Below are 21383 nucleotides of genomic sequence, written 5' to 3' on the forward strand. Positions count from 1 at the left end.
CGGTCAGTCGCCCCGCACCCGGGGCGGCAGCCCCTGGGGACGGGACGGATAGGGGCGGCGGGGGAAACTCCCTACAGACTCACACCCACCGTCACCGGCTCGTTCACCAACGTGATCCCGAAGGCGTCCCGAACCCCGGCCACAACCTCACGGGCCAGTGCGAGCAGATCCTCCGTGGTGGCCGATCCCCGGTTGGTAAGGGCCAGGGTGTGCTTGGTGGAGATGCGGGCAGGACCGGTGCCGTAGCCCTTGGTGAAGCCGGCCTTGTCGATCAGCCAGGCCGCGGAGGTCTTGGTGTGGCCGTCACCGGCGGCGTAGGCAGGCGGGGTGACGTCGTCGCCCAGCCGCTCCCGCACGCGCGCGTGAAACGCGGCGTACTCCTCGTCGGTGAGGATCGGATTGGTGAAGAACGACCCGGCGGACCAGGTGTCGTGGTCCTCGGGATCGAGCACCATGCCCTTCCCGGCGCGCAGCTTGAGGACGGTCTCGCGGGCGTCGGCGAGGGGCACGCGGTCACCGGGCTCGACGCCCAGCGCACGGGCCGTCTCGGCGTACTTGATGGGCCCCGACAGCCCGTCCGCGTCCTCCAGTTCGAACCGGACGCGCAGGACGACGTATCGCTCGGGGTCGTCCTTGAAGCGACTGTGGCGGTACGAGAAGGCGCACTCCGCGTTCGGGACGGTGACCGTCTCGTGGGTGCGGCGGTCGTAGGCGACGACCTCGGTGATGGTGGAGGCGACCTCCTGGCCGTACGCGCCGACGTTCTGGATCGGTGTCGCGCCGGCGGAGCCGGGGATTCCGGCGAGGCATTCGATGCCCGCGAGGCCGGCCTCGACGGTACGGGCGACGGCGTCGGTCCACACCTCGCCGGCGGCCAGCTCCAGCCTCGTGCCGTCGAGCGAGTACCCCTTGGTCGCGATGACCAGCGCGGTTCCGGCGAAGCCCTTGTCACCGATGACCAGGTTCGAGCCACCGCCGATCAGCAGCAGGGGTGTACCGGTGTCATCGGCCTCGCGGACGGCGGCGATCACCTCGTCGTCGGTGGTGGCGGTGATCAGCCGCCGCGCGGGCCCGCCCAGCCGGAAGGTGGTCAACGGGGCGAGGGGGGCGTCGTGGAGTTCCTGCACGGGCTCAAGACTACGAGACGGCCATGCCGGCGAAGGGCCGCCCTGGAACTCCGCCCCGCACCTCGGCCCTGGAACTCCGCCACGGCCAGTCCCGTTGTCCAGGCCGGGGGCCCAGCGCGCGTAAGGAGCGCCCCACAATGGAGAACGCCCCTTACACCCGCGCACCTCGCCCCTCGCCCGGTGCGGCTCAGGCCAGTCGTACGACCGCTCGCGACATGCCCAGCACCTTCTGACCGGCGCTCATCGCCGTGAGGTCGACGCGGACGGTGTTGTCGTCGAGCTTGGCGCCGACCTTGGCCGTGACCTCGATGGTGGCGCCCTGGTCGTCGTTGGGGACGACGACCGGCTTGGTGAAGCGGACGCCGTACTCGACGACCGCGCCCGGGTCGCCGACCCAGTCGGTGACGACGCGGATCGCCTCGGCCATGGTGAACATGCCGTGCGCGATGACGTCGGGGAGACCGACCTCCTTGGCGAACTTCTCGTTCCAGTGGATCGGGTTGAAGTCGCCGGAGGCACCCGCGTACTGAACGAGCGTGGCACGGGTCACGCCGAAGGTCTGGGCCGGCAGTTCCGTGCCGACCTCGACGGCGTCGTAAGAGATCTTCGCGGTCATCGGTTTCTCACGCCCCCTCTGCCGCACGGGCCACGAGCTTGGTCCAGGCCGTGACGACGTGCTCGCCCGCCTCGTCGTGGACCTCGCCGCGGACGTCCAGGATGTCGTTGCCCGCCAGGGACTTGATCGCCTCGATCGTCGAGGTGACCGTGAGCCGGTCACCGGCGCGCACCGGGCGCGTGTACGCGAACTTCTGGTCGCCGTGCACCACGCGGCTGTAGTCGAGGCCCAGTTGAGGGTCCGAGACGACGACGCCCGCGGCCTTGAAGGTGATCGAGAACACGAAGGTCGGCGGGGCGATCACATCGGGGTAGCCGAGCGCCTTGGCGGCGTCGGGGTCCGTGTATGCCGGGTTGGCGTCCCCCACGGCTTCCGCGAATTCGCGGATCTTCTCCCGGCCGACCTCGTAGGGGTCGGTGGGCGGGTAGGACCGCCCCACGAAGGACTGGTCGAGCGCCATGGCTCGGCACCTCCTGCTCTACTGACCGGTACTGGTCGGTGTAACGACGCGAGGCCGCCCCCGATCACTCGGGGACGGCCTCGCGTACGAGCCTGATTTATCGCGTCTCGCGGTGCGCGGTGTGCGCGTTGCAACGCGGGCAGTGCTTCTTCATCTCAAGACGGTCCGGGTTGTTACGCCGGTTCTTCTTGGTGATGTAGTTCCGCTCCTTGCACTCCACGCAGGCCAGCGTGATCTTCGGGCGGACGTCGGTGGCAGCCACGTGAGTGCTCCTTGACGAACGGATGGGATTGGTTTAACGCAAGAAAGAGTAGCCGATCGAAGGACCGACCCCGCAATCGGCTACTGTCAGTAGCGGTGACCGGACTTGAACCGGTGACACAGCGATTATGAGCCGCTTGCTCTACCGACTGAGCTACACCGCTGTGATGCGATCGGGCCCCGCCTTGCGGCGGGAACCTTTCACACCAGAGCCCCAATACGGAATCGAACCGTAGACCTTCTCCTTACCATGGAGACGCTCTGCCGACTGAGCTATTGGGGCGAGCGATGAAGACATTACACGGCCCACCGCCGTTCGCCCAAATCCGTTTCCCGGCCTCCAGCCGGAGCAGTCCGTGCGCGTTCTCCGCTCTGTTCACCGGGGCTCCGCAGGCCCCATGCGCCACCGTTCCCGGCTTTCCCCGCGGCCACCGGCCAGGTGAACCGCACCGGTACGACTATTGCGCTCCTGCGTGATGAGGGCGTTCGACCCGCCTAGGCTCGACTCACTCTGCGTGATCTTGTGTCCCTCACTCAGTCCCTCAATCTCACCGTGCCGCCGTCGTCGAGCCAGGAGCGCGATGCCCGACAGTCAGCCGCAGCCGTCCCATTCGTCGTCCGGCCCGCCCTTCGGGCCGCACGATGCGGGCGCCCTTCTGCTGTGCGGTGCGCGGCTCACCGACGGCCGGGCCGTGGACGTACGACTGGGCGGCGGACGTATCGAGGCGGTCGGCACGGCGGGCAGTCTGGGGACGGGCGGAACGGTCGCGTCCGGGATGCCGGTCACCCGTGTGGATCTCGGCGGGCATCTGCTCCTGCCGGCTCCTGTGGAGCCGCACGCCCACGGTGACACGGCGCTGTCGGCCGATGTCGAAGGACCCGTCTCGTACGACGGTCAGGACGTCCAGCGGCGGGTCACCGAGGCCGCGCTGCTCCAGCTCGGGCACGGTGCCACCGCGCTGCGCTCGCATGTCCACGTGGGTGATGTACAGGGGCTGGAGGCGTTGACGGCGGTGCTCGAGGCTCAGCGGGCGTTGCGAGGGCTCGTGGAGCTGACGGCGGTGGCGATGCCTCGGGTGCTGACCGGGGTGGCCGGGGCGGACGGGCTGGCCATGCTGCGGGACGCGGTGAAGATGGGGGCCTCGGTGGTGGGGGGCTGTCCGGATCTGGATCCCGATCCCACCGGGTATGTCGAGGCTGTGCTGGGCATCGCCTCCGAGCACGGATGTCCGGTGGATCTGCACACCGATGGTGGTGATCCGGCTCGGCTCGCTCGGCTGGCTGCGATGGCGGGTGGGTTGCGGGGCGGTGTCACGCTCGGGCCGTGCGGTGGGCTCGGGCGGTTGCCGGCCCAGGTCGCGTCCCGGGCCGCGGATCAGCTCGCGGCGGCCGGGGTCGGTGTCGTGTGTCTGCCTCAGGGTGGGTGCGGCGCAATGGATCGCCGGGGGACCGCGCCCGTACGGCTGTTGCGGGCGGCCGGGGTGCGGGTTGCGGCGGGTAGCGGGGCGTTGCGGGATGTGTCCAATCCGGTGGGGCGGGGGGATCCGCTGGAGGCGGCGTATTTGCTGGCGTCGCGGTATGGGGTGCGGGTTGAGGAGGCGTACGACGCGGTGAGCGGTGCGGCTCGGGCGGCGCTCGGGTTGCCGGAGGTGCGGGTGGAGGCGGGGTTTCCGGCTGAGCTGCTCGCCGTGCGGGGGGATCGGTTGGCGGGGGTCCTGTCTCTGGCGTACAGCCGGGTTGTGGTGCATGGGGGGCGTGTGGTGGCGCGGACGAGCGCGGTGCGGGAGTTTTGTGGGTCGGGAGTGATCTGGGGGCGGGATTTGCCTCGGCAGGGGCGGGGGGAGCCCTCATAGCGGCGGGGCCCGTGGGGTTTCGTTGGGGTCGGGGCCGTGCCGGTACGTTTGGCCGCCGCTTGCTGCCCTACTGCTCGGGGTTGATGGGCTGAGGTTCTCTGGGCCGCTCCACGCGACGGGCATGACGTACCGGCACGGCCCCTTCCGCCGTCTCGCGACTGGCCCACCGCCGTAGCTGCGGGCAGTGGGCGGCACGGGTGGGCGCGGCGGCGCCTCGTGGTGCCGAGTTGCGCAGCCCGCCCTCGCCCGGCCCGGGGGTCAGACGCCCAGCATGCCGCCGGTCAAGGGGTCGCCGAACTCGTCGACCGGGATTTCGGTGGCGTCCTTGGGGGCGCTGACGTCGGCGGCCTTGTCGAAGGTGAGGATCAGGGGGGCCTTGGCGCCCTTCGGGTCGTCGGCGAGGACGGCGAGGTCGGTCTCGATCTGGGTCAGGTCGCCGTTCTTGAGGGTGAAGTCGACCGCGACCTTCCTGTTCGGGGCGTCCTTCAGGTCCTTGGCGGTGGGGAGTTCGGCGCCCGGCGGGAGGTCGTCCTTCAGGGGCTGGAGCTTGTCGAAGACGCCCGTGAGGAGGTCGCGGAAGTTGGCCTTGGCGGTGATGACCTCGGTGCCGTCCTTGCCCTCCTTGGTCTTGAAGGTGAGCTCGCGGGCGACGACGCCGCGTACGGCGTCGAGGATCTTCTTCTGGGCCTTCGCGTCGAGTTCGCCGGAATCGGCCGAGCCGGAGTCCCCGCTGGCGTCTTCCAGTTCGGAGGTGGCGATTTTGACCCACTCGCCTTCCGGGAGGGGCGCAGGACGTCCTGCTCGTTCTCCGGGAGTTCGTCGAGTTCGTCGGCCGTGGGGAAGGGCACGCCCATCGCCTCGCCCATGGCTTCCATGTCGGCGCGGTAGTACGTGTAGTCGCCGACGACCCGGTACTCGATGAGCGCGCCGTCGTCGCCCGAGACCTTCATGCCGACGCCGACGATGTCCTTCTCGCCCGAATCGGCCAGCGCCTTCCTGGACTTGACAGACACGTCGACGCGCAGGCCGGTGAAGAACTCCGCCATCTCAGGCGGCACTTCCTCGCTCTCCTCGCCCGCCAGCGCGGTGAGGTCGTCCGGGTCGGCGTCGAGTCGCAGTCCGAAGGCCAGGGACTTCTGTTCGCCGAGCCGCTCGACGGCGTTGTCCACCTTCTGGCCCGCGGTGAGGTTCTGGACCGTGCCGCACGCGGCCACCGTGACGAGCACGGCGGCGGCACAGCCCACTCCGGTGACGGTGCGACGGATGACAGGTGCCCCGGCGGCGGATGCGCGCGCTTTCGACGTACGTACGACTGATGTGTGCATGACGGTGACGCGTCCCCCCTGTGTCTCCGCGCTCGCCGGAACGGCGAACATGGGTGAGACCTGTGGGGCCTCCCGAAGGTTGCGCGGCGTGCGGACCGTTGCGCGGCGAAGGAGCCCGTTCGGGCGTACGGTCGGAAACATGCGCATTGTCATCGCTGGAGGCCATGGTCAGATCGCGCTGCGGTTGGAGCGACTGCTCGCCGCGCGCGGGTACGAGGTCGCGGGTATCATCCGCCGCTCCGAACAAGCCGACGATCTGCGCGCGGCCGGTGCCGAGCCGGTGCTGTGCGATCTGGAGTCGGCCTCGGTCGAGGAGGTCGCCGCGCATCTGCAGGGCGCGGACGCCGCCGTGTTCGCGGCGGGCGCCGGTCCGGGCAGCGGGGCGGCCCGCAAGGACACGGTGGACCGTGGCGCCGCGGTCCTGTTCGCGAACGCGGCGGTACGCACGGGTGTACGACGCCATCTGGTCGTGTCGTCGATGGGCGCGAACCCGAAGCACGAGGGCAACGAGGTCTTCGACGCGTATCTGCGGGCGAAGGGCGAGGCGGACGCGTATGTGCAGGGCCTGGACGCCCTGGACTGGACGATCCTGCGGCCCGGAATGCTCACGGACGACGCCGGCACCGGTCTCGTGCGCCTGGAGGCTTCCACGGGGCGCGGCCCGATCCCCCGCGCCGACGTGGCGGCTGTCCTCGCCGAACTGCTGGACACCCCCGCCACGGCCGGGCTGACGTTGGAAGTGATCAGCGGCTCGACGCCGGTCGGGGTGGCGGTGAAGTCGGTGGCCGGGAACTGACGGCCCAGTCCGGTCAGGAGGCTCAGAAGAGGGGGAGCTGACCGGGAAAGTCGGGGACGACGTACCCGTCGAGTGGCGGCTGGGCCTCCCCCATCTGCGCCGGTCTGCGCGAACCGGGGCATGACACGAGCCCTCCGCTCGCTCCCGGCGGATCGTGCCGCGCGAACCGCCCTGCCACGACGGCGATCTCACGACGGCACTCGGGGCAGTTCCTGCGACGCGGTGACATGGGGTCAGTGTGACCTGTGCGGTGTGCCTCACGGTCGACCGATTCCCGGTATCGCCGCACTCGCCATGTACGAAGCCGTATATGAAGAAGCCCCTTCCACACTGCTCTCGCAGTCCAGAAGGGGCTTCCCTCCACGTGGCGGCGCCAGGATTCGAACCTGGGTAGGCTAAGCCGACGGATTTACAGTCCGCTCCCATTGGCCACTCGGGCACACCGCCTGGGATTTGCCGCCCTTCGAACCGCTTTTCTGCGGTGCTCCGTGGCGACGACGTAAACGATACCTGATGCTCGGGGGTGCTTCGCCACCTGATTGATCAGTACTCGGAGGGGACGGGGTGGCTAGGCTTGTCCGGATGCGGCCCGGGACCTGAGTCCGGGCTCGGCGGTCGTCTTCCGCGCGCGCCGACACGCATCCGATGGTCCCGACACGCCCCCCGATACCCCGATACAAGGAGCCACAGGACATGGCCGACTCCAGTTTCGACATCGTCTCGAAGGTCGAGCGGCAGGAGGTCGACAACGCCCTCAACCAGGCCGCCAAGGAGATCTCCCAGCGCTACGACTTCAAGGGCGTCGGCGCCTCGATCTCGTGGTCCGGCGAGAAGATCCTGATGGAGGCGAACTCCGAGGACCGGGTAAAGGCCATCCTCGACGTCTTCCAGTCCAAGCTGATCAAGCGCGGGATCTCCCTGAAGGCGCTGGACGCGGGTGAGCCCCAGCTGTCCGGCAAGGAGTACAAGATCTTCGCGTCGATCCAGGAAGGCATCTCCCAGGAGAACGCCAAGAAGGTGGCGAAGATCATTCGCGACGAGGGTCCGAAGGGCGTCAAGGCCCAGGTCCAGGGCGACGAGCTCCGCGTCAGCTCCAAGAGCCGCGACGACCTGCAGGCCGTGATCGCCCTCCTCAAGGGCAAGGACTTCGACTTCGCGGTGCAGTTCGTCAACTACCGGTAATCGCCGGGGAGAAGGGTGGGCCCCGGCTCCGGCCGAGGTGTCCGCCCTTCTCGCCTGTCGGCTGCGGATTCGGGTGGTGGCGTGCGCGGTCAGTTGCGGGAGTGGCCGAACAGCAGGCGGTAGACGATCAGCAGGACCAGGGAGCCGCCTATCGCGGCCGCCCAGGTCGCGCCGTCGTAGAAGTCCTTGGTGATGGGGTGATCCAGCCAGCGGGCGGAGATCCAGCCGCCGATGAAGGCCCCTGCGACACCAATGAGAGTCGTGCCGATGAAGCCGCCTGGGTCCCGGCCCGGCAGCAGGAACTTGGCGATGGCGCCGGCCAACAGTCCCAGAACGATCCAGCCGATGATGCTCATGCCGTGAACCTGCCCTTTCGTGCTGTACCTGTGCTGTGCCGGCCTGTTGTCTCCGTCACGTGTTGTTCTGGATGACGCTCGGTGATGTCTGTCGGTTGCGTTGATCAGTAGGGTGCGGTCCATGACACAGCCCGTTTCGGACGTTCGGCTGCGGCGCACCCTCGGGATCGGTGACGCGGTGGTCATCGGCCTCGGGTCGATGGTCGGCGCAGGCATCTTCGCGGCGCTGGGCCCCGCGGCACGCGCTGCCGGGTCCGGGCTGCTGCTCGGGCTGGGGGTCGCCGCCGTCGTTGCGTACTGCAACGCCATGTCGTCGGCACGGCTGGCTGCCATGTATCCCGCCTCGGGCGGCACGTATGTGTACGGGCGTGAGCGGCTGGGCGACTTCTGGGGGTATCTGGCCGGCTGGTCGTTCGTCGTCGGCAAAACGGCCTCGTGCACCGCTATGGCACTCACCGTGGGGGCGTACGTCTGGCCGGGGCAGGCGCATGCCGTGGCGGTGGCCGCCGTGGTGGCACTGACCGCCGTGAACTATGGCGGCGTACAGAAGTCGGCCTGGCTGACGCGGGTGATCGTCGCTGTGGTGTTGGCGGTCCTCGCTTCCGTGGTGGTCGTCTGTCTGGGGTCCGGTGAGTCCGATGCCGGGCGACTGGACATCGGGGCGTCGGGTGGCGTGGGCGGGGTGCTGCAAGCGGCCGGGCTGTTGTTCTTCGCGTTCGCCGGGTACGCGCGGATCGCGACCCTGGGCGAGGAGGTGCGGGATCCGGCGCGCACCATCCCGCGCGCGATCCCGCTCGCCCTGGGCATCGCGCTGGTCGTGTACGCGGCTGTCGCTGTCGCCGTCCTTTCCGTGCTGGGCTCGGGTGATCTGGGGCAGGCCTCGGCTCCGCTGGCCGAGGCGGTGCGGGCGGCAGGGGTGCCTGGGCTGGTGCCCGTGGTGCGGGTCGGCGCCGCGGTGGCCGCGCTCGGGTCGCTGCTGGCGCTCATCCTGGGTGTCTCGCGCACTACGCTCGCCATGGCCCGGGACCGGCATCTCCCCGGCGCTCTCGCCGCCGTGCATCCCCGTTTCCAGGTGCCGCACCGGGCGGAACTGGCTGTCGGTGCCGTGGTCGCCGTCCTGGCCGCCACGGTGGACGTCCGGGGCGCGATCGGTTTCTCCTCCTTCGGTGTGCTCGCGTACTACGCGGTCGCCAACGCGTCGGCCTGGACGCTGAGTTCGGCGGCCGTCTCGCGGGTCGTGCCCGTGGTCGGTCTCGTCGGGTGCGTGATGCTGGCGTTCGCGCTGCCCGGGGCGTCTGTGGCCGTGGGCGCGGGTGTACTGGGCCTGGGGGCGGCGGCGTACGGCGTACGGCGGTGGTGGGCCGGGCGAGGGCCGGGCCGGGGCGCCTGAGGCCGACGGCTCACGAGGCGTGCGCTACCGCCGGGCGTATGTAAACCTGCTGGCGCATGGTCACGGCTGTGCGGGTTGCACGCGCGGAGTCGGCCATGGGGGTGGCGCCTGAAGTCCTTCCCCGGGGGCGGGTGTTGTGGGACTCCTCCGGTGCCCTGTTCTGCGGCTGCTCGATCTCGGTCATGGATTCATGATGCACGGCAGCGCTGACATTCGGGCAGCCTGTGGATAAGTGAGCGGGCGCTCAGGATATGGGCAGGGGTGGCTCAGGGGTCGTGGCTGGCACGACGCCCACATCGCCCGCGCTGCCGAGGCAACGGCCGAAGTAGCCGCCGGGTCCCGGTGGTCGCTCCACCCCCGGTTCGCCGCTCTACCAGCGCTGCTGGGCGAACGGCTGGTTCGAGCGCACGATTTCGCGGCCCAGGGGCATCAGCGAGACCGGGACGAGCTTGAAGTTGGCGATGCCGAAGGGGATGCCGATGATCGTGACGCAGAGCAGGAGGCCCGTGAAGATGTGGGTCAGTGCGAGCCACCAGCCCGCGAGGATCAGCCAGAGGATGTTGCCGAGGCAGGAGGGGGCGCCCGCGTCACGGCGCTCGACCGCGGTGTACCCGAAGGGCCACAGGGCGTAGATGCCGATGCGGAAAGACGCGATGCCGAAGGGGATGCCGATGATCGTGATGCACAGGAGCAAGCCTGCGAACAGGTAGCCGAGGAAGAGCCAGAAGCCGCTGAGGATCAGCCAGATGATGTTGAGAATGGTCTTCATTGGTGGCGACCTGCCATCTTCTCGAGTCGGGCGATGCGTTCCGCCATCGGAGGGTGCGTCGAGAACATTCTGGAGAATCCCTGGCCCGGCCGGAAAGGGTTCGCGATCATCATGTGGCTCGCGGTCTCGATGCGGGGCTCGGGGGGCAGTGGGAGCTGCTTGGTGCCTGTTTCCAGTTTGCGAAGGGCACTGGCGAGGGCGAGTGGGTCGCCGGTGAGTTGGGCGCCGGAGGCGTCCGCCTCGTACTCCCTGGAACGGCTGATCGCGACCTGGATGAGGGACGCGGCGAGTGGGCCGAGGATCATGATCAGCAGCATGCCGAGGAGACCCGGGCCGTCGTCGTCATCGGAGCGGCCGATGGGGATCAGCCAGGCGAAGTTCACCAGGAACATGATCACGGAGGCGAGGGCGCCGGCGACCGACGAGATCAGGATGTCGCGGTTGTAGACATGGCTCAGCTCGTGGCCGATGACGCCGCGCAGCTCACGCTCGTCGAGGAGGCGGAGGATGCCGTCTGTGCAGCACACGGCCGCGTTGCGCGGGTTGCGGCCGGTCGCGAACGCGTTGGGGGCATCCGTCGGGGAGATGTACAGGCGGGGCATGGGCTGGCGAGCCTGGGTGGAGAGCTCACGGACCATGCGGTACAGCGCCGGGGCCTCGAACTCGCTCACCGGGCGGGCGCGCATCGCGCGTAGAGCCAGCTTGTCGCTGTTCCAGTACGCGTACGCGTTCGTGCCGAGGGCCAGGAAGACCGCGACGACCAAACCCGTACGGCCGAAGAGGCTTCCTACGACGATGATGAGTGCGGACAGTCCCCCGAGGAGTACGGCGGTCCTGAGCCCGTTGTGCCGGCGGTGCACGGTACGCCCTCCAAGTCGTGCGGCAGGGGAACCCTTTGCTTGCTGTTGCTGTTGACTCCACTTCTCAGTGGACCCTCCCGTACTGGTCAACGCCAGGCGGGGAGTACTAGTTCCCTTGTGCGCGGGGGGCGGCCGGTGAGCCGTCCGGGTGACGGCGGGCCGCGCTAGAAGAGACCCGTGTCGGCGAAGCGCAGGACCAGCTGGGGTGCTCCGGAGAGGACGATTCCGACGATTCCGGTGAGGGCGATCGCCAGGGTCAGAGGTGCCGGGACGCGGTGCGGTTCAGGTGCGCCCTCGGGGGCGCGGAACAGCAGGGCTGTCCACTGCAGGTAGTAGAAGAGCGCGATCACCACGTTGACGGCCATGACGACGGCGAGCCAGCCGAGGCCCGCGTCGACGGCCGCGGAGAAGACGATGACCTTGGCGAACAGTCCGATGATGCCCGGCGGCAGCCCGGCGAGGCAGAGCAGGAAGAAGGCCAGGAGCAGGGCGGTCGCAGGACTCGACGCGTACAGGCCGCGGTAGTCGCTGACGCGGTTCAAGTGCTTCGTACGACCGACGAGGGCGGCCACGGCGAAGGCGCCGAGGTTCACCGCCGCGTACATGAGGGCGTAGGCGACCGTGGACCCGATCGCCTGCTCGGCGTCGTCGGAGTACGCGGCCGCCGCGATCGGCACCAGGAGGTAGCCGGCCTGGCCGACCGAGGACCAGGCGAGTAGGCGGACCGCGCTGTACGCGCGCGTGGACTGCTGTTTCAGGGCACCGACGTTGCCGACGGTCATGGTGAGGGCGGCCAGCGCGGCGAGTGCCGGGCCCCAGGCGTCGGCGTACGACGGGAGGGCGACGACGGTGACGAGGATCAGGCCGGAGAACCCGACCGCCTTGCCGACGACCGACAGGTAGGCGGCCACGGGCAGCGGGGCGCCCACGTAGGTGTCGGGGACCCAGAAGTGGAACGGTACGGCGGCCGTTTTGAAGGCGAAGCCGATGAGGGTGAGGACGACGCCGGCCTGGGTGACGGTGTGCAGGTCGCCGTCGACGTTCTGGATCCGGTCGGCGATCTCGGTGAGGTACAGGGTTCCCGTGGTGGCGTAGACGAAGCTGATGCCCATGAGGCTGACGGCGGTCGCGGTGACGGACGACAGGAAGAACTTCAGGGCCGCCTCGGAGGACCGCTTGTCGCCGTGCCGGATGCCGACGAGAGCGAAGGCGGGCAGGGAGGCGACCTCCAGGGCGACGATGAGCGTCGCGAGGTCGCGGGAGGCGGGCAGCAGGGCGGCGCCGGCGGCGGACGACAGCAGCAGGAACCAGAACTCCCCTTCGGGGAGTTCCTTCTTCGCGTCCTTCAGGGCCGTCATCGACAGCAGGGCCGCCAGCAGGGCGCCGCCGAGGACGAGGAACTGGATGACAAGAGTGAAGCGGTCCGCGGTGTAGCTGCAGACGTCCGGCGTGCTGGTCAGGCAGAAGGTGGCGCGGTCGCCGTCCAGGAGCGGCAGGAGGGCTAGCAGGGAGATGGTGAGGCCCGCGACCGAGGTCCAGCCGAGCAGGGCCTTCTTCGTGTCGCCCACGAAGAGGTCGGCGACGAGCACGGCGAGGCCGACGACCGCGGCGATCGTGGGCGGCGCGATGGCGAGCCAGTCGACGGACTGGACCACGGACTCGGCCAGTGGCTGGGCCTGGGAGCTCATCGGGTGCCTCCTGCGAGGAGCTGCTGCACGGCCGGGTCGGTCAGGCCGAGCAGGGCCGCGGGCCAGAGGCCGGCGAGAACGGTGAGGGCGACGAGCGGGGTCCACGCGGCGAACTCGTACGTCTGTACGTCCGCCAGCCGCGGCCCCTCCTGCGAGGTGGCGCCCATGCAGACGCGGCGGACCACGATCAGCAGGTAGGCGGCGGTCAGGAGCGTGCCGAACGCGGCGATGGTCATGTAGGTGAGGAAGGCCGGGCGACTGAGGCCGTCGGCGGGTTCGAACGCGCCCAGCAGCGCCAGCATCTCGCCCCAGAACCCGGCAAGGCCCGGCAGTCCTAGCGAGGCCACGGCGCCGAAGGCGAGCAGGCCGCCGAGGCGCGGGGCCTTGCCGTAGAGGGCGGCGCCGGTTTCCTGCGCGAGGGAGTCGAGGTCGGTGGTGCCGGTGCGGTCCTTCAGCGCTCCGACCAGGAAGAAGAGCAGGCCGGTGATGAGGCCGTGCGCGATGTTGGCGAAGAGGGCGCCGTTCACGCCGGTCGGGGTCATCGTCGCGATGCCGAGCAGTACGAAGCCCATGTGGCCGACGGAGGAGTACGCGATGAGGCGCTTGAGGTCGCCCTTCGCCCCCTGCTTGGCGAGGGCGAGGCAGGCGAGGGATCCGTAGATGATTCCGACGACCGCGAAGGCGGCGAGGTAGGGCGCGAAGGTACGGAAGCCGTCGGGCGTGATCGGCAGCAGGATGCGGACGAACCCGTACGTGCCCATCTTGAGCAGGACGCCGGCCAGCAGGACCGAGCCGACGGTCGGGGCGGCGGTGTGGGCGTCCGGCAGCCAGCTGTGCAACGGCCACATCGGGGTCTTGACCGCGAGCCCGATCCCGATCGACAAAACAGCGATGACCTGCACGGATGCGGTCAGCTCGGGGCGATTGTCAGTGGCGAGTGCCACCATGTCGAATGTGCCCGCCGTAATTCCGATCAGGAGCAGGCCGAGCAGCATGACCACGGAACCGAGCAGGGTGTAGAGGATGAACTTCCAAGCGGCCTGCGTACGTTGCTCACCGCCCCAGCGGGCGATGAGGAAGTACATCGGGATGAGCACCATCTCGAACGCGAGGAAGAACAGAAGCAGGTCGAGGACGGCGAAGGTCGCGAGAGTGCCGGACTCCAGAACGAGCAGTAGTGCGACGAAGGCCTTCGGGGACGGGCCCGCAGGCATCTTGAAATAGGAGTAGAGCGCGCAAAGGAAGGTCAACAGCGCGGTCAGGACCAGAAGGGGGAGGGAGATGCCGTCGATGCCGAGGTGGATGCGCACGTCGAGTGCGGGGATCCAGCTGATGTCCGTGCTGGCCTGCATCTTCGACGGCTGGTCGTGGTCGAAGCCGAGCGCGAGGACGATCGCGGCGATGAGCACCGCGCCGGTCACGGTGACACCGTGGCGGAGCACGGCCTGCTCGGGTGACTTCCCCTTCAGCCCCGGCGGGGGCGGCAGGAGAGCGGCGGCGGCGCCGATGAGCGGGCCGACGACGACAAACGCCAGAAGGAACTGCATCACGGACTCGTTGATATCGATCACGCCTGCTCACGCTCCCGTGGCGACGACGAGGGCGGCGACCACCAGGACGACGGTGCCGGCGAGCAGCGCGCTCACATAGGTCTGGACATTGCCGGTCTGCGCCCGGCGTACGGCCGCGCCCAGCAGGCGAGGCAGAGCGCCCGCGCCGTGGACATAGGTGTCGACGACCTCGCGGTCGAGGAACCGGACGAGACTCGCGCCGGCCTGGACCGGGCGGACGAAGAGCGCCGAGTACACGGCGTCGAGGTGGAAGCCGACAGCGGCGTGGCGGTGCAGCGGGCCGAGCAGGAGGCGGGCCGGGTCCGCCGGGTCGGGCGCCGAGGCCACGTTTCCATAGGCGGGCGCGTGGCTGGCGATCGCCTCTGCTTCGACCGTGGCGGCATCGCTCTCCGGGTGGGCCGCGACCGCGCCCAGCGGGACTCGGGCCGCTGCTGCCGTGATCCGGCGCCAGGCCGTGTACGTCAGGAGTCCGCCGGCCAGGGCGGCGCCCGTGCCGAGGACGGACGTGGCGAGCGTGGGAGCCAGGTCGTCGCCGTCGAACCAGTCGGGCAGCGTGCCGTAGGCGAGTGCTCCGAGGGCGAGGGACGGTACGGCGAGCACCCACAGCACGAGCGTCATGGTGCGTGGCTGGCGGCCGTGGTCGGGGGCTTCGGCGCCCTTGCCCCGGAAGGCGAGCAGCCACAGTCGGGTGGCGTACGCGGCGGTGAGCAGGGCCGTGAGGAGGCCGGCGACGAGGACGGTCCAGCCCGCGGCGCCGGGGATGTGCTCGTCGTGGCCGGTGGCGGCGTGTTCGGCGGCGCCGAGGACGGACTCCTTGGAGAAGAAGCCGCTGAACGGCGGAATCGCGGCCAGGGCGAGGAGGGCGATGGTCATCGTCCAGTAGGCGTCGGGGACGCGGGCACGCAAGTTGCTCATGCGGGACATGGCGGCCAGGGAGTTGGTGCCGGCGGCGTGGATGATCACGCCGGCGGCGAGGAACAGCAGCGCTTTGAAGGCGCCGTGGGAGAGGAGGTGGAAGACGGCGGCGCCGCGGTCGCCGACGGCGAGGGCGCCGGTCATGTAGCCGAGCTGGCCGATCGTCGAGTAGGCGAGGACGCGCTTGATGTCGTCCTGGGCGAGGGCGGCGAGAGCCGAGCCGGCCATCGTGACCGCGGCCATGGCGGCGAGAACGACGAGGGCCGCTGAGGAGGCGGCGAAGACCGGGAGGAGCCGGGCGACGAAGTAGACACCGGCGGCGACCATCGTCGCGGCGTGGATCAGCGCGGAGACGGGCGTCGGGCCCGCCATCGCATCGGGCAGCCAGGTGTGGAGCGGGAACTGCGCCGACTTGCCCGCGACACCGGCGAGGAGCAGCAGGGCGACGAGTGTCGGGTGGTCGAGGCCGCCGTCGGCGACGGTGGAGAGGATCCGGGTGATGCGGAATGAGCCCGAGTCAGCGGCGAGGGCGAACAGACCGATCAGGAAGGGGACATCACCGAGCTTGGTGACCAGGAAGGCCTTGAGGGAGGCGGCGCGGGCCTCCGGGGTCTCCCAGTAGTGGCCGACCAGGAAGTACGAGCAGATGCCCATGATCTCCCAGCCGACCATGAGCACCATCAGGTCGCCGGAGTAGACGACGAGGAGCATCGCGGAGGTGAAGAGGGAGACGAGAGCGGCGTAGGAGGGGTAGCGCGGGTCGTCGCGCAGGTAGCCCGTCGAGTAGATCTGCACACAGGTCGCGACCAGGCCGACCAGGACGGCGACGAGGGCGGCGAAGCCGTCGATGTGCAGGGCGAGTTCGATGGGGATCGAGCCGGTGGGGGTGAGCTCCGTGGCGGCGTTGACGGGGCGGTCGCCGCCCTGGCGTACGGCGACCAGTACCGCCAGCGCGAAGGCGGTGAGGGTCGGCAGTACGGCGAGGGGGCGTACGAAGCCGGGGGCCGTGCGGCCGAGGAGCAGGCCGACCGCGGCGCCGAGGAACGGAAGGAGGGGGACGAGGACGGCGAGGGTGGTCGTGGTCACGCGGTGGCCTCAGCCTTCTCCGTCTGTCCGGCCGCCGGTTCAGTGGTGACGGTGGCCTCGTCGGGGCCGCCCGGGCCGTCGGTCTCGTGGCCCTCGGCGGTGTCGCGGAGCTTGTCGATGTCGGCGGTGCCTCGGTTGCGGTGGACGGCGAGAACGATCGCCAGGCCGATGCCGATCTCGGCGGCGGCGATGGTGATGGTGAACAGGGTCAGGGCCTGGCCGGAGTGCAGGGTCTCCTCGGCGGCCTTGGTGAGCCAGACGTCGAAGGCGACGAGGTTGAGGTTGACGGCGTTGAGCATCAGCTCGACGGACATCAGGACCAGGATCGCGTTGCGGCGGGCCAGGACTCCGTACAGGCCCGTGCAGAAGAGGAGGGAGGAGAGGACGACGGGATAGGCGAGGTGCATCAGCGGGCGCCTTCCTGCTCGGCCTGACCTTTTCGCCCGATCGGGTGATTACGGGAATCCGGTACGGATGCGGAACTCCCGGTCGCGCCTCGGGAGTTCACAGGGGGAGAGCTCGACTCCGTCTTCGCCTTGCGGGAGAGGACGATCGCGCCGACCAGGGCCGTGAGGAGGAGCACGGAGAGGGCCTCGAAGGGGAGGACCCAGTTCTGGAAGAGGCTTTCGCCGGTGGCCTTGGTGGAGCCGGCGGCGGGGCCGTCGAGGTCGATCCAGGTGGTGCGGAAGGCGTCGACGACGACCCAGACGAGGGCGGCGGCAGCGGCGATGGCCACGGTGAGGGCGGCCCAGCGGTTACCGGAGTCGGCGTCCGGGGAGCGGCCGATGGGGGCCTTGGTGAGCATCAGACCGAAGAGGAGGAGGACGACGACGGAACCGACGTAGATGAGGACCTGCACCCAGGCGATGAACTCGGCGGTGAGGAGGAGGTATTCGACGGCGAGGCCACCGAGGGCCACCACCAGCCAGAGGGCGGCGTGCACCAGCTGGCGGGTGGTGACGGTGACGATCGCGGCGCCGAAGGTGACCAGGCCGACAAGAAGGAAGGCGATCTCGACGCCGGTCGGGGAGAGGAAGCCTCGCGTCTCGACGGCGGCCAGGGTGGAGGGCGTCGTGGTGGTGGCGGCTGCGAGCGCGGCTGCGGCGAGGCTCACGAGTCTCCCTCCTGTGGTTCGGCGCGCTTGGTCGGCTTGGTCGGGTCGGTGGGCTTGGTCGGGTCGGTCGGGTGGGTGGGCTTGGTCGGGTCGGTCGGGTGGGTGGGCTTGGTCGGGTCGGATTTCTCCGCCTGGGCTGTCTGTTCCGCCTGTTCTGCCTCGGTGGTTGCCAGTTTTTCGGCGGTCTTGCGGGCGGCGGCGAGTTCCTTGGGTTCCTCGGCGGCGGGGTCGAGGGCGGGTGGGGCCGGGACGGTCCACATCCACTCGCGGAGTTTGTCGCGCTCGTGGGTGAGTTCGTGGATGTCGGTCTCGGCGTACTCGAACTCCGGGGACCAGAAGAGGGCGTCGAAGGGGCAGACCTCGATGCAGATACCGCAGTACATGCAGAGGGCGAAGTCGATGGCAAAGCGGTCGAGGACGTTGCGGCTGCGCTCGCGGCCACCGGGGGCGGCGGGCGGGACGGTCTCCTTGTGGGAGTCGATGTAGATGCACCAGTCCGGGCACTCGCGGGCGCAGAGCATGCAGACCGTGCAGTTCTCCTCGAAGAGGCCGATGACGCCTCGGGTGCGGGGCGGGAGCTCGGGCTGGGCGTCCGGGTACTGCTCGGTGACGGTCTTCCTGGCCATCGTGCGGAGGGTGACGGCCAGGCCCTTGGCGAGGCCGGAACCAGGGATGCGGGGCCGGGTGGGCGGAAGAGGCTCAGCCATGGCTACTGGATCACCACCTTGACGATGCCGGTGAGGGCGATCTGGGTGAGGGAGAGGGGGACGAGAAGGGTCCAGGAGAGCTTCTGGAGCTGGTCCTCGCGCAGTCGGGGGTAGGTGACGCGGAGCCAGATGACGACGAAGGCGAGGACGGCGGTCTTCAGGAGGGTCCAGAACCAGCCCAGGCCGTCAGCGCCCCAGGGGCCGTGCCAGCCGCCGAGGAAGAGGACCGTGGTGAGGCCACACAGGACGACGATTCCGGCGTATTCGGCGAGGAGGAACAAGGCGAAGCGGAGGCCCGTGTACTCGGTGTAGGCGCCGAAGATGATCTCCGAGTCGGCGACGGGCATGTCGAAGGGCGGGCGCTGGAGTTCGGCGAGGCCGGCGACGAAGAAGACGATCGCGCCGACGATCTGCCAGGGCAGCCACCACCACTCGAAGGCGTCGAGGATGCCGGGGAGGGAGACCGTGCCGGCCGCCATCGCCACGGAGGCGGCCGTCAGGAGCATCGGGAGTTCGTAGGCGAGGAGCTGGGCGGCGGTGCGGAGGCCGCCGAGGAGGGAGAACTTGTTGGCGGAGGCCCAACCGGCCATGAGGGAGCCGAGGACGCCCACGCCCATCACGGCGAGTACGAAGAAGATGCCCGCGTCGATGACCTCACCGACCGCGCCCTCGCCCGGGCCGATAGGGATGGCGAGGAGGACGAGGAGGTACGGGAGGAGGGCGACCGCGGGGGCGAGCTGGAAGATACGGCGGTCCGCGCCGGCCGGGACGACGTCTTCCTTCTGGGCGAACTTGACGCCGTCGGCGATGAGTTGGGCCCAGCCGTGGAAGCCGCCGGCGTACATGGGGCCGAGGCGGCCCTGCATGTGGGCCATCACCTTGTGTTCGGTCTGGCCGATGATCAGGGGGAAGGTGAGGAAGACGACGAAGACCAGCAGGAGTCGCAGGGCGACGTCGAGAGCGTCGTTCACTGCTGGCCTCCTGCGGGGGTTTCGGGGTCGGGCGTTTCGGGGTCGGGCGTTTCAGGGTCGGGCGTTTCGGGGTCGGGGGTGTCGGGCGTCTTCGGCTGCTTCGGGGTGGGGGCAGCTTCCGGGGTGGGCTCGGGTTCGTCGAAGGCTGGGCGTGCGTGGTGCCAGGGGGCGTCCGTGGTGCGGGGGGTGGGGCGGGGGGTTGCCGCCTGGTCGCCGGAGGCAGGGGCTTCGGCTGAGGTGGCGCGCTGGCTCGCTGAACCACCCGACGCGGTGCGTGCACGGCGAGGTCCGGCGGGGCGCGTTCGTTCGGGCCGAGCGGGCGGTTCGCCGGGAGCGGGCTGGGCTTCGGGGGCCGTGGGCTCGGGTGAGGTCGGGGGCTGGGTTGCGGAGCCCTCTGCTGCGGTGCGGGTACGGCGGGGCGGGCGTTCGCCGGTTGCCGCGCGGGGGCCGGTACCTCGGGCGGGGCGGGTGAGGGCCGGGGGGAGTTGGCCCTTCAAGGGGCCCCATTCATTGGGATCGGGGACACCGGGGGGCAGCATTTGGCGGCGCTTGGGACCGCCGTGTTCAGATTCGCCCGGTTCCTTGGCGCCCGGCCAGGCCTTGACCACGCGGGCGGCCAGGACGAAGTCCTTGCGGAGGGGGTGGCCCTCGAAGTTCTCGGGGAGGAGGAGGTGGTCAAGGGCGGGGTGGCCCTCGAAGCGGACGCCGAACATTTCGTGGGTCTCGCGTTCGTGCCAGGCCGCGCCGGCGTAGACGTCGACCGCGGTGGGCAGGACCGGGGACTCGTGCGGGACCGTGGTGCGCAGGAGGAGGCGTCGGACCGGGTTCAGAGCGACGACGTGGGCCGAGACTCGGAAACCCGTGCCGGGTTCGTCGACCGCGCTCAGCCAGTCGAAGTAGGTGCAGCCCAGGGTGGAGTGGGCGGTGCGCAGAGCCTGGGTCCAGGAGGTGGGCGGGACGTCCACGGTGAGGACCTCATACGACTCCTCGGCCGTGGCTTCGGGGCCGAAGAGTTCCTCGGCGGGGGCGGGGAGCCAGCCGGTCATCGGTCTGCCTCCCCGGTGCGGTCGGTTGTGCCGGTGCGGTCGGTTGTGTCGGTGCGGTCGGTTGTGTCGGTGCGGTCGGTTGTGTCGGTGCGGTCGGTTGTGTCGGTGCGGTCGGTTGTGTCGGTGCCTGATGCGTTGTCGGCCGCTTCGGTATTCGTTTCGGTGCCGCCAGCGGTCGTATCGGCAGCCTTTTCGGTGCCTGACGTGGGGGCTGGGGGCTTTACCAGGGCGCTTTGCAGTGCCGCTGTTGAAGGGCGGGTGGCGGTTCCGGTTCCGTAGCGGTCGCCCAGGGATTCTCGGGCGATCTTTTCCTGGAGTTTGAGGATGCCCTGGAGGAGGGCCTCGGGGCGGGGTGGGCAGCCGGGGACGTAGACGTCGACGGGGATGATCTGGTCCACGCCCTTGGTGACGGAGTAGGAGTCCCAGTAGGGGCCGCCGCAGTTGGAGCAGGCGCCGAAGGAGATGACGTACTTCGGTTCGGGCATCTGCTCGTAGAGGCGCTTCACCGCCGGGGCCATCTTGTCCGTCACCGTGCCCGAGACCACCATCAGGTCGGCCTGGCGGGGGCCCGGCGCGAAGGGGATGACGCCGAGGCGGATGAAGTCGTGGCGGGCCATTGACGCGGCGATGAACTCGATCGCGCAGCAGGCGAGGCCGAAGTTGAAGACCCAGAGCGAGTAGCGGCGGCCCCAGTTCAGGATCACCTTCATCGGCTCGGGGGCGAGGCGGGCGAGGGTGCCCAGCCGTTTCGGCTCCGGCAGCGACACGGGTTCGGCAGGGGCCGACGCGGTGGGCTCCGGCGAGTTGGTTTTTGGCGTCACGTCCATGCCAGGACGCCCTTCTTGTATGCGTAGAGCAGGCCCACGGCCAGGAAGCCGAGGAAGACGAACATCTCTACGAGCGTTGTCGCGCCGTAGCCGGGGGCGGCGAAGACCGTCGCCCAGGGGAAGAGGAAGATCGAGTCGATGGCGAAGATGACGTAGAGGAAGGCGTAGACGTAGTAGCGGACCTGGGTGTGGGCCCAGCCCTCGCCAACCGGGTCGACGCCGCACTCGTACGTCAGGAGCTTCTCGCGGGTCGGGACCTCGGGGCGCAGCAGGCGTCCCGCGCCGAAGGCGATGGCCACGAAGAGCACGCCGATCGCGGCGAGCAGTCCGACCACCGAGTAGGACTGGAAGTAGTCCGCCGCGACGATGTACTGCGCGTCCTCCGCCGCGGCGGCCACGGTCGGTTCCGGCACGTCCGTCCCTCGCTCCCTGACCTGGCGACCTGTACGTACGCGCGGTGCGT

At 69.7% G+C, this 21383-nt stretch carries 23 protein-coding genes and 3 tRNA genes; 4 read left to right on the forward strand and 22 right to left on the reverse strand.

The features are described 5' to 3' along the window. Positions 1-71: 71 nt before the first annotated feature. The 6 genes from CES90_RS33605 to CES90_RS33630 form a co-directional block, all read right to left on the reverse strand. Entirely contained in the window at positions 72-1127 is a 1056-nt protein-coding gene (locus CES90_RS33605; protein WP_189782192.1) for a UDP-N-acetylmuramate dehydrogenase, read from the reverse strand. Positions 1128-1314: 187 nt separating this feature from the next. Beyond that, positions 1315-1743, reverse strand: coding sequence for a MaoC family dehydratase (locus CES90_RS33610; RefSeq protein ID WP_189782191.1), 429 nt, complete (start codon positions 1741-1743; stop codon positions 1315-1317). Positions 1744-1750: 7 nt separating this feature from the next. Next, complete coding sequence (locus CES90_RS33615) at positions 1751-2203, reverse strand: MaoC family dehydratase N-terminal domain-containing protein (protein WP_189782190.1); 453 nt, start codon at positions 2201-2203, stop codon at positions 1751-1753. 97 nt (positions 2204-2300) lie between these two features. Beyond that, complete coding sequence (gene rpmG / locus CES90_RS33620; RefSeq protein WP_003948671.1) at positions 2301-2465, reverse strand: 50S ribosomal protein L33; 165 nt, start codon at positions 2463-2465, stop codon at positions 2301-2303. Positions 2466-2555: 90 nt separating this feature from the next. Beyond that, positions 2556-2628 (reverse strand) — tRNA-Met (locus CES90_RS33625). A gap of 46 nt (positions 2629-2674) precedes the next feature. Continuing rightward, positions 2675-2747: transfer RNA gene (locus CES90_RS33630), tRNA-Thr, on the reverse strand. Positions 2748-3045: 298 nt separating this feature from the next. Here CES90_RS33630 and CES90_RS33635 point away from each other — a divergent pair. After that, positions 3046-4317 (forward strand): amidohydrolase family protein, encoded by a 1272-nt coding sequence (locus tag CES90_RS33635; protein ID WP_189782189.1) that lies wholly within the window; start codon positions 3046-3048, stop codon positions 4315-4317. A gap of 533 nt (positions 4318-4850) precedes the next feature. Here CES90_RS33635 and CES90_RS33640 read toward each other — a convergent pair. Then, positions 4851-5642, reverse strand: a complete 792-nt coding sequence (locus tag CES90_RS33640) for a hypothetical protein (protein ID WP_229913718.1) — start codon at positions 5640-5642, stop codon at positions 4851-4853. A 139-nt stretch (positions 5643-5781) separates the two neighbouring features. On the opposite strand from CES90_RS33640, the gene CES90_RS33645 reads away from it, so the two are divergent. Further along, a complete protein-coding gene (locus CES90_RS33645) occupies positions 5782-6438 on the forward strand; it encodes an SDR family oxidoreductase (RefSeq protein ID WP_189782188.1) in 657 nt (218 codons plus the stop codon). A gap of 22 nt (positions 6439-6460) precedes the next feature. Here the strand turns inward: CES90_RS33645 and CES90_RS50190 are convergent, their stop codons facing one another. Together CES90_RS50190 and CES90_RS33650 are read right to left on the reverse strand one after the other, a co-directional pair. Beyond that, positions 6461-6667 carry a hypothetical protein gene (locus CES90_RS50190; protein ID WP_229913717.1) on the reverse strand — a complete coding sequence of 69 codons (207 nt, stop codon included), beginning with the start codon at positions 6665-6667 and terminating at the stop codon, positions 6461-6463. 136 nt (positions 6668-6803) lie between these two features. Further along, positions 6804-6885, reverse strand: a tRNA-Tyr gene (locus CES90_RS33650). 246 nt (positions 6886-7131) lie between these two features. Here CES90_RS33650 and CES90_RS33655 point away from each other — a divergent pair. Next, the gene (locus CES90_RS33655; protein ID WP_189782187.1) at positions 7132-7620 is read left to right on the forward strand and encodes a YajQ family cyclic di-GMP-binding protein; all 489 of its coding nucleotides are present in this window, start codon (positions 7132-7134) and stop codon (positions 7618-7620) included. 89 nt (positions 7621-7709) lie between these two features. Here the strand turns inward: CES90_RS33655 and CES90_RS33660 are convergent, their stop codons facing one another. Continuing rightward, positions 7710-7976 carry a GlsB/YeaQ/YmgE family stress response membrane protein gene (locus tag CES90_RS33660; protein WP_189782186.1) on the reverse strand — a complete coding sequence of 89 codons (267 nt, stop codon included), beginning with the start codon at positions 7974-7976 and terminating at the stop codon, positions 7710-7712. Positions 7977-8097: 121 nt separating this feature from the next. Between CES90_RS33660 and CES90_RS33665 the strand changes: the two genes are divergently transcribed. Beyond that, a complete protein-coding gene (locus CES90_RS33665) occupies positions 8098-9366 on the forward strand; it encodes an APC family permease (protein WP_189782185.1) in 1269 nt (422 codons plus the stop codon). Positions 9367-9736: 370 nt separating this feature from the next. On the opposite strand, the gene CES90_RS33670 is transcribed toward CES90_RS33665, so the two are convergent. The 12 genes from CES90_RS33670 to CES90_RS33725 form a co-directional block, all read right to left on the reverse strand. After that, positions 9737-10135, reverse strand: coding sequence for a YccF domain-containing protein (locus CES90_RS33670; RefSeq protein WP_189782184.1), 399 nt, complete (start codon positions 10133-10135; stop codon positions 9737-9739). Then, complete coding sequence (gene htpX / locus CES90_RS33675) at positions 10132-10995, reverse strand: zinc metalloprotease HtpX (protein WP_189782183.1); 864 nt, start codon at positions 10993-10995, stop codon at positions 10132-10134. Before htpX ends, CES90_RS33670 begins: the two co-directional genes overlap by 4 nt. Before the next feature lie 164 nt (positions 10996-11159). Further along, positions 11160-12683, reverse strand: a complete 1524-nt coding sequence (locus tag CES90_RS33680) for an NADH-quinone oxidoreductase subunit N (RefSeq protein WP_189782182.1) — start codon at positions 12681-12683, stop codon at positions 11160-11162. Then, entirely contained in the window at positions 12680-14254 is a 1575-nt protein-coding gene (locus CES90_RS33685; protein WP_189782181.1) for a complex I subunit 4 family protein, read from the reverse strand. Before CES90_RS33685 ends, CES90_RS33680 begins: the two co-directional genes overlap by 4 nt. Positions 14255-14260: 6 nt before the next feature. Then, positions 14261-16255: an NADH-quinone oxidoreductase subunit 5 family protein gene (locus tag CES90_RS33690; protein ID WP_189782180.1), complete on the reverse strand. Its 1995-nt coding sequence runs from the start codon at positions 16253-16255 to the stop codon at positions 14261-14263. After that, complete coding sequence (gene nuoK / locus CES90_RS33695; RefSeq protein ID WP_189782179.1) at positions 16252-16662, reverse strand: NADH-quinone oxidoreductase subunit NuoK; 411 nt, start codon at positions 16660-16662, stop codon at positions 16252-16254. Before nuoK ends, CES90_RS33690 begins: the two co-directional genes overlap by 4 nt. Beyond that, on the reverse strand, positions 16662-17369 hold the full coding sequence (locus CES90_RS33700) for an NADH-quinone oxidoreductase subunit J family protein (protein ID WP_189782178.1): 708 nt from the start codon (positions 17367-17369) through the stop codon (positions 16662-16664). The genes nuoK and CES90_RS33700 overlap by 1 nt, the downstream gene beginning before the upstream one ends. Next, positions 17366-18076, reverse strand: a complete 711-nt coding sequence (locus tag CES90_RS33705) for a NuoI/complex I 23 kDa subunit family protein (RefSeq protein WP_189782177.1) — start codon at positions 18074-18076, stop codon at positions 17366-17368. The genes CES90_RS33700 and CES90_RS33705 overlap by 4 nt, the downstream gene beginning before the upstream one ends. A 2-nt stretch (positions 18077-18078) precedes the next feature. Further along, positions 18079-19047, reverse strand: coding sequence for a complex I subunit 1/NuoH family protein (locus CES90_RS33710; protein ID WP_189782176.1), 969 nt, complete (start codon positions 19045-19047; stop codon positions 18079-18081). Further along, positions 19044-20093: an NADH-quinone oxidoreductase subunit C gene (locus CES90_RS33715; protein ID WP_189782175.1), complete on the reverse strand. Its 1050-nt coding sequence runs from the start codon at positions 20091-20093 to the stop codon at positions 19044-19046. The genes CES90_RS33710 and CES90_RS33715 overlap by 4 nt, the downstream gene beginning before the upstream one ends. Further along, positions 20090-20920 carry an NADH-quinone oxidoreductase subunit B gene (locus tag CES90_RS33720; protein ID WP_229913716.1) on the reverse strand — a complete coding sequence of 277 codons (831 nt, stop codon included), beginning with the start codon at positions 20918-20920 and terminating at the stop codon, positions 20090-20092. The genes CES90_RS33715 and CES90_RS33720 overlap by 4 nt, the downstream gene beginning before the upstream one ends. Next, the gene (locus CES90_RS33725) at positions 20911-21333 is read right to left on the reverse strand and encodes an NADH-quinone oxidoreductase subunit A (protein ID WP_189782174.1); all 423 of its coding nucleotides are present in this window, start codon (positions 21331-21333) and stop codon (positions 20911-20913) included. The genes CES90_RS33720 and CES90_RS33725 overlap by 10 nt, the downstream gene beginning before the upstream one ends. Positions 21334-21383 lie beyond the last annotated feature (50 nt).

Origin of the sequence: Streptomyces capitiformicae (genome assembly GCF_002214185.1) — a bacterium.
GTDB lineage: Bacteria > Actinomycetota > Actinomycetes > Streptomycetales > Streptomycetaceae > Streptomyces > Streptomyces capitiformicae.